The sequence below is a fragment of the Bellilinea sp. genome (assembly GCF_053501535.1).
Genome location: NZ_JBRCOK010000065.1, coordinates 23,196 through 30,282, shown reverse-complemented (window position 1 = coordinate 30,282; position 7,087 = coordinate 23,196). Strand labels below are relative to the sequence as shown.

Annotated in this window: 8 protein-coding genes; 3 read left to right on the top strand and 5 right to left on the bottom strand. The window is 53.4% G+C overall.

The window, feature by feature from the left end:
* On the top strand, positions 1-686 hold a 686-nt coding region (locus ACWIZX_RS07075; RefSeq protein ID WP_448335269.1), incomplete at its 5' end, for a hypothetical protein.
* A gap of 8 nt (positions 687-694) precedes the next feature.
* Here the strand turns inward: ACWIZX_RS07075 and ACWIZX_RS07070 are convergent.
* The 4 genes from ACWIZX_RS07070 to ACWIZX_RS07055 are packed head-to-tail and all read right to left on the bottom strand — an operon-like array spanning position 695 to position 4,689.
* Complete coding sequence (locus ACWIZX_RS07070; RefSeq protein ID WP_448335268.1) at positions 695-1,210, bottom strand: CopD family protein; 516 nt, start codon at positions 1,208-1,210, stop codon at positions 695-697.
* Positions 1,211-1,215: 5 nt separating this feature from the next.
* Positions 1,216-2,310, bottom strand: coding sequence for a hypothetical protein (locus tag ACWIZX_RS07065; RefSeq protein WP_448335267.1), 1,095 nt, complete (start codon positions 2,308-2,310; stop codon positions 1,216-1,218).
* 26 nt (positions 2,311-2,336) lie between these two features.
* Positions 2,337-3,884, bottom strand: a complete 1,548-nt coding sequence (murJ, locus tag ACWIZX_RS07060; RefSeq protein ID WP_448335266.1) for a murein biosynthesis integral membrane protein MurJ — start codon at positions 3,882-3,884, stop codon at positions 2,337-2,339.
* Entirely contained in the window at positions 3,877-4,689 is an 813-nt protein-coding gene (locus ACWIZX_RS07055) for a ZIP family metal transporter (protein ID WP_322794179.1), read from the bottom strand. Before ACWIZX_RS07055 ends, murJ begins: the two co-directional genes overlap by 8 nt.
* An 85-nt stretch (positions 4,690-4,774) precedes the next feature.
* Here ACWIZX_RS07055 and rsmI point away from each other — a divergent pair, with 85 nt between their 5' ends.
* Complete coding sequence (gene rsmI / locus ACWIZX_RS07050) at positions 4,775-5,437, top strand: 16S rRNA (cytidine(1402)-2'-O)-methyltransferase (RefSeq protein ID WP_448335265.1); 663 nt, start codon at positions 4,775-4,777, stop codon at positions 5,435-5,437.
* A 35-nt stretch (positions 5,438-5,472) separates the two neighbouring features.
* On the opposite strand, the gene ACWIZX_RS07045 is transcribed toward rsmI, so the two are convergent.
* On the bottom strand, positions 5,473-6,405 hold the full coding sequence (locus tag ACWIZX_RS07045) for a radical SAM protein (protein ID WP_448335264.1): 933 nt from the start codon (positions 6,403-6,405) through the stop codon (positions 5,473-5,475).
* 171 nt (positions 6,406-6,576) lie between these two features.
* On the opposite strand from ACWIZX_RS07045, the gene ACWIZX_RS07040 reads away from it, so the two are divergent.
* On the top strand, positions 6,577-7,047 hold the full coding sequence (locus tag ACWIZX_RS07040) for a hypothetical protein (RefSeq protein ID WP_448335263.1): 471 nt from the start codon (positions 6,577-6,579) through the stop codon (positions 7,045-7,047).
* Positions 7,048-7,087: the final 40 nt, after the last annotated feature.

Sequence of the window (7,087 nt, the reverse complement as noted above, 5' to 3'; positions counted from 1 at the left end):
GGGCGAGGTTGAACCTGAAACACAGCCTGCATAGCGGTGTAAGCGACCTGTTTGGCTGGGGACGAATTTCCTGGCTGTTCCTTCCGTTCGGTTTCATAGCCCTCCGCCGCCGTAAAGCGGTTGGGGCTGCGCTCGCCATTGCCCCCTCTTTGATGCTGTTCTACATGCTTTATTGGATCGGCGCCCAATTATACGGACCGCGTTACTATTTCGAAGGGTTGATTAGCGCCACCTTATTGACATCTGCCGGAATTGTCTGGCTGGCCGGAAAATTATCTGCCATTGAGCGGTATAGCCGCGACTGGTGGATTTCGCGCCTGCGTTTCGCATTAACTTGCGGAATTGTGTTTTTCTTGATAGTCTGCAATCTCTGGCTTTACCTGCCGGCGCGACTGGGGGGAATGGTTCATCTGTACGGTTCAAGCCGCCAGCAGTTATTGCCCTTTCAGAGTCAGAACGCCGCTGATTTGACCCCTGCGCTGGTCTTCGTTCACCGTCAGAAAAACTGGCGGGAATATGCCACCCTGCTGGAACTCAGTTCACCTTATCTGGACACGCCATTTGTGTTCGTTTTTAGCCGCAGTGATGAAGACAACCAGCAGGTCATGCGCGCTTTTCCGGGGCGCAAAGTCTGGCATTATTATCCGGACGAGCCATATCGTTTTTACACCGCTCCGCGCCCGTGAGCGGATTATCAGGAAGCACGCGCTACCGCAGTCAAAAGCAAGACCAGAACTGATAAAACCCCATTTACCACCAGCAGGCGGTCTTCCTGTTTTTGCAGCCGCTTGATGATTTCCGGTTGCAGTTCCTTACCGGCGGCACGCATCAACGCCAGCCGGCGTAAAGCAGGGGTCAAACCCCACGTGTTATAGGCACTAACCACAATCATCAATGCCACGATACCATGCTTTGCAAGAATCGCAACCGACCAGCTGTTTTCAATGGCCAAAAAGCCTTCATAGGCAGGGTGCGCGCTCATCTGAAACATCCCAGTGCCGATTAAGACTGCCAGGCTGAACCAGCCCACTTGCTGAAGCCGGCTTTGCATTTTTTCCAGAAAGCGGGCATAAGCATCAGCGTTGAGCATCCTTCTGGCGTTTGGAATGACCAGCAGCGCCAGGGTTGCCAGTCCACCCAGCCACGTTACCGTAGCCAGCATGTGAAGCCAGTAAGCCAGCGCCAGTCCCCAATTCGGCAAGTCTTGCATGTCGTTTATCCACCCGATTCTGGGGTAGGGCTTGGAGTTTCGCCGGGAGTTTCGCCGCCCCCAGGAAGAGTGGGGGTGTTTTCAGGAATGGGGGGTACCTCTTCCGGCGCTTCTTCCTGGTTGGGCGGATTCGCGCAGTATTGGGCTGCCTGTGCCGCCGCGTTTTCCGCCACCGCATCCGGTCGGATCGTCAGTGCATTGCGATACTGAATTTCGGCATCACAATACAAACCCTGGGTCATTAATTGATCCCCATAGCGGATTGAAGCCACCCGATAGCGTTCAACCGCGGTCATGCCCGAAGCATCGCGCAAATTCGGCAGGGAGGGATAAATATCGGCAAAATAACGCACCACCCGCGCCCAGTCTGCCCCCCAAAAACTGGCCGCCGAAAGGTACATGCGCGCCCAATTGCGGTAATTTTGGGCTTCAACATCCAGCGGAGCAAAACGTTCGGCCAGGGTCAGGTTATAAATGCCCACTTCCAGTTCCCCGCGGCTCACATTTTCAATGCCTAAAAACCGCAGGGCAATGTAATACATACCATCCACATCCACCGAACGGTAGTTCACATTCTTATCCCGCAGCCGTTGAATGGCCTCAACGGCCTGTCCCCACTCTTTGTTCACCAAATGCTGGGAAATTTGATTGAAAATTTCTTCCTCACCGCGCAGGTCGGGAGTAGGTTCCAGCGTGGGGGTGGGTGCCGGGGTTGGCGTCAAAGCCAGGGAATAGAGCATATTGGCTTCAACGTATTTTTCTGCCGCGCCCGGAAAATCCGGTTGAAGTGAAATGACATACTCAAAACGTTTACGGGCAGTTTCGTAACGCCCGGCCTCCAGATCTACCAGCCCCAACTGGTACTGGTAGGTAGCCTCCATAATCACCTGATTTTGCTGCGCCTGTTTTCGCAGTTCAATACCGGCACGGTATCCCAGAAACACGCCAATGGCTGCACCTGCCAGCAAAAACACAACACCCATTAAAAACACCCAGAAGGGAATTCTTTTATGGGTTTTGGTTTCGGCCTGTTCTTGCAACTCTGCTTTACCTTCAGCCGGTAACACGGGTTCGTGGTTGATGGTTGCCTTTTCCGTCATGAGGGCAATTATACCCTACCTCTCCCTCATAATTTAAGCAACAGGCGCAGTTCAGGCATCAGGATTGGTATTGCTGCCAGCCCGCCGCCTGCCAGCGAGAGCAGACTTTGAAGCAACGGATTCCAGTCGGCCATGAGAGTCATTCCCAGCCAGACCATTGCTCCGCCGGCAGCGGCTGCCATCAGACCGCGCAGCAGGCTGCCCCCCCATTGTAGCGAACGCACCAGGCGGCGGTTGAGAATCAACAGCAGCAAGACCGCCTCGGCAGTGAAGGCAATCGAGTCGGTCAGGCTGATGCCGGCAGCTCCGAACACTCGGTACAACTGGCTGCTGACCAGCACATATACAACAAAGGTAAAACCTGCCCCAAGCAGCGGAATCAAAGCATTCTGACGGGCATAAAAGGAACGGACTGCCACTTCTACCAGACTTTGTCCCAAAAGACCCGCCAGATAAGCCCGCGTGACCCAGGTCAGCAAATCGGTGCCGGCCGGGTCAAAATCGAAAGCCAGCATCAGCAACGGCCGCAAACCGAAGGACAGGATTACTGCCACCGGTAGGGTAATCGCAATCAAAACCCTGACCGCCCGCTGGATGCTGGCAAAGAATTCCTCTCGATCCTGCCGCGCAAATTGCTCTGAAAGGGTTGGCAGTATAGCGGTTCCAATCGTCGTGCCAATTAGGGTTTCCGGCACCTGAAAAATCATCCAGCCATAGGTCAGCGCAGTCACCGCCCCCTCTTCCAGCCGTGATGCCAGATTATCGCGCACAATGAAAATTAATTGAATGAACATCATCGTTAACAGGCGCGGCCCCATCAGGCGCAGCACCTTGCGAACTGGTTCGGTGTTTAACCCCAGTCCGCTGTTCCAGCGAAACTGATAGCGAATCAAGCCCGGCAGCTGAATGCCCAAATGCAGAAATGCCCCAATAATGACGCCATACACCAACCCATGCACCCCCAGTCCAAACGAAGGCAGAATCAGCCCCCCAAGACGGTAACCCTCCTGAGGAGAAAGGATCAATGCGCCAAAAATTTGCCCAAAGTTATACAACAAGGGGGCCATCGCCGGTAACAAAAAGTGCTGATTGGCCTGTAAGCCGGCCATCACCAGACCGCTGATAGAAAAAATCAGCGTTGCAATCAGGTTCAAGCGCATCAGGTTGACAACCAGATCCTGCTGAGCAGTTTCAAACCCCGGCGCAATGCCCAGCTCCCATCGCACCATTGGATCCGCAAACAGAGCAATTATCATGGCTAATCCGGCTGTGACCAGAAAAGCCAGGTTGGCGATTTTGGAAAACAAATTCCAGGCTGCCTGCCTTCCACCTTTGGTAATTTCTTCCGCCAGTACCGGGATGAAAGCCATTGCCAGCGCACCCCCGGAGATGAGCGCAAACAGCAAGTCCGGCAGATTGTTGGCAACATTAAACGAATCCAGCTCCGCAGAGAGGCCAAACTGCCGTGCAATGATCACCTGGCGGATAAAGGCTACCACTTTATCCAGCGCAAAAAACACCACCAACAGTAACGTGATGCGGCTAACCCGCGAGAATTTTGAGGGTTTATCCAAGGGCTACATCCAGCGCCATCATGACTGCAAAGCCGAGCATCAGTCCAATGGTGGCCATGTCCGAATGCTCACCGCGCTGCGCTTCGGGAATCAACTCTTCCACACACACGTAAATCATGGCACCAGCGGCAAAAGCCAGCGCGTAGGGCAAAATCGGCTGAATGAAGTACACTGCCGCTGCCCCCAGCACACCTGCAATCGGCTCCACAATACCGGAGGCCTGACCCATCAAAAAACTTTTCCAACGGGAGATGCCTTCACGCCTGAGTGGTGCAGAAACTGCCAGTCCTTCAGGGAAGTTCTGCAAACCAATTCCAATTGCCAGCGCCACTGCCCCGGCAATGGAAGCCTCCGGGATACCGCTGGCAGCCGCCCCAAAAGCGACGCCCACAGCCAGTCCTTCCGGAAAGTTGTGCAGGGTAATTGCCAGTACCAGCAGCACACTGCGCTGCCAGGAAGTTTTGATGCCCTCTGCCGCGCTGAGCGGTTCTCTGAAATGCAGATGGGGCAGCAGCCGGTCAATCAGATAGAGAAACGCCCCGCCCATCAGAAAACCAACTACGGCCGGTATCCAGCCCGGTATGCCCATGCCTGAAGACATCTCAATTGCCGGTGCCAGCAGCGACCAGAAACTGGCTGCAATCATCACCCCGCTGGCAAACCCCAGCAGGGTATCCAACAATCTTCGATTGACTTCGCGGGTTAGAAAAACGCCGGCTGCACCGAGAGCCGTGACTCCCCACGTGAATAAAGTCGCAAATAAGGCTTGAACAACTGGATTGAAATTCTCCAATGCTGCAATCATGTTTCACCTCATAAGATGTTTTTCTATCAAGACTCGCTTTCGAATCATTCTTTATCGGGAATGCTTTATAATCGTCACCATGAAGATGGGTCAATTATACATTGTTGCAACCCCTATCGGAAACCCGGAGGATATCACCCTCCGGGCAATCCGGATTTTGGGAGAAGCTGATGTTGTCATTTGCGAAGAACGCCGCCAGGGCAGCACCCTGCTCAAAAAGTTGGGAATCACACCCCGGCAACTCATTTCCCTCAACGAACATAATGAAACCGAACAGGCCGCTACATTGGTGCAGCGCATGTTGCTGGGGGAAAGCATGGCGCTGATCAGCGATGCCGGCACGCCGGTATTTGCTGATCCGGGTGCTGAACTCATCCGGCAGGCGGTTGAGATGGGCATCACGGTCACAACTGTGCCGGGGGCATCGTCCCTCATGGCGCTGCTCAGCCTGCTGGATACGAAGCTGGAGCGTTTTGTCTATGTCGGCTTCTTGTCCCGTTCTCCTCAGGAACGACGGCAGGAGCTGCAGCGCTTTCTTCGCCTGAATTTACCGCTCGTCATTATGGATACCCCCTACCGCCTTTCCAGCCTGTTGGAGGATATTGAGAAAACCGCCGGTAAAAATCGGCGTCTGACGCTGGGTTTGAATCTGACTCAGCCGGGTGAACAAGTTGTGCGCGGCACTGTGGCCGAAATCCGCCGCATGGTGCAGGGTCGCAAGGCCGAGTTTATCCTGCTTTTACATTGAAGCCAGACTCACAAAAGTTTTCCTTCTCGTGTTGTTTATCTCCAGGCCCACCGGCGGCGTTGATCCAGCCGCATCAGCCCCCATCTGCGCGCAGCTGCCAGGGCTTGTTGATATTCCTGCGTTGTAATCGGGCGATTCAACTCTTCATAATTACCAGCCTGATAAGCAGGATGGTATTGATCCATCAGGTTGAGATAGACACTTTTGGAAATTTCTTCCGCTAAAAATTGCAGCACTTTTTCAGTACCAGCCAGCTGGTTTGGCAGCACCAGGTGGCGTACCAGCAGCCCGCGCCGCGCAATTCCCTGTTCGTCCAGCTGCAAGTCTCCCACCTGCCGCTGCATCTCACGGACGGCTGCCTGATTAACTTCAACATAGCGGGGCACTTTGGAATAGCGGCGGGCAGTATCATCATCTCCATACTTCATATCTGGCATGTAAATATCCACAATTCCATCCAGTAATGCGAGCATTTCCAGTGAATCATAACCCCCACTGTTGTAAACCAACGGCAGGCGCAAACCGGCCTGCACCGCAATCAGAACTGCGGCAATGATTTGCGGTACAACATGCGTTGGGGATACCAGATTGATGTTGTGGCAGCCGGCTTCCTGCAGCCTGAGCATGATTTCCGCCAGTACTTCGGGTTCAACTTCCCGGCCCCTCCCCACCTGACTGATCTCAAAGTTCTGGCAAAAAACGCAGCGCAAATTACAGCGGGCGAAGAATATCGTCCCGGAGCCGGCCCAACCCCGCAGGGGTTCTTCCTCGCCTAAATGCGCCCCGAAACTGCTCACCTGAGCCTTTACCCCGGTTTTACACACGCCCAATTCACCTTCCAACCGGTTGACACCACATCTTAAAGGGCAAACATCGCAGGCTTGCAGATGAGCATAAGCCTCATCAATGCGTTGTTGAGCCTTGCCGCTTTCCAATAGATGCAGGTAAGCCGGTTCAAAAGGCGTCATACCATCCCTCAACATTAATTATAAACAACCCCGGCTATTCAGGAAAAATTTCGGGAATCCTTGAAAAAAACACTTCTTTTGATTTGATTCGCCGACCTGTAAAATTTTGAAATGTTATGATTTGATTAACCGCTGCATTTGCTTGTAGTTCAGGTATGTTATAATGAGCATATGACTGTAGAACCTCAACTCACACCCGTTGAATCATCCGGCCAGCCTTCCAACACCCAGCCAGAATCGAGCTCCTCAGAAGAACGGTCTGCAGACAATCGGCGGGCTACCGGCATCATCGTGGGAGTGGTTGTGGTTATGCTGTTGATCATTGGCGGCATCGTTTTACTGGCACTGGCGCCCGAAAGTACCACCGCCAAGGTGCGGGATATTTTCATCATCGTGATGGCACTGGAATCGCTGGTACTGGGGGTTGCTGTCATCGTGTTGATCATTCAGGTTGCCACCCTGATCAATCTGCTGCAAAATGAAATTAAACCAATTCTGGATTCGACCAACGAAACGGTCAACCACCTGCGCGGCACAACCCAATTTCTCAGCAACAATTTGGTTGAACCCGTCATGAAACTGAACGAATATCTGGCAGGCCTGCGCAAATTATTTGACTTCATCCGCCCGGACCGGCGGTGAACCGGGTTGATTCTAAAACCCAACACATTCATTAACATGC

Bases quoted from the DNA above. Each gene is read 5' to 3' on its own strand.
- ACWIZX_RS07070 (WP_448335268.1), bottom strand. From the start codon at position 1,210: ATGCAAGACTTGCCGAATTGGGGACTGGCGCTGGCTTACTGGCTTCAC.
- ACWIZX_RS07065 (WP_448335267.1), bottom strand. From the start codon at position 2,310: ATGACGGAAAAGGCAACCATCAACCACGAACCCGTGTTACCGGCTGAA.
- ACWIZX_RS07055 (WP_322794179.1), bottom strand. From the start codon at position 4,689: ATGATTGCAGCATTGGAGAATTTCAATCCAGTTGTTCAAGCCTTATTT.
- rsmI (WP_448335265.1), top strand. From the start codon at position 4,775: ATGGGTCAATTATACATTGTTGCAACCCCTATCGGAAACCCGGAGGAT.
- ACWIZX_RS07045 (WP_448335264.1), bottom strand. From the start codon at position 6,405: ATGACGCCTTTTGAACCGGCTTACCTGCATCTATTGGAAAGCGGCAAG.
- ACWIZX_RS07040 (WP_448335263.1), top strand. From the start codon at position 6,577: ATGACTGTAGAACCTCAACTCACACCCGTTGAATCATCCGGCCAGCCT.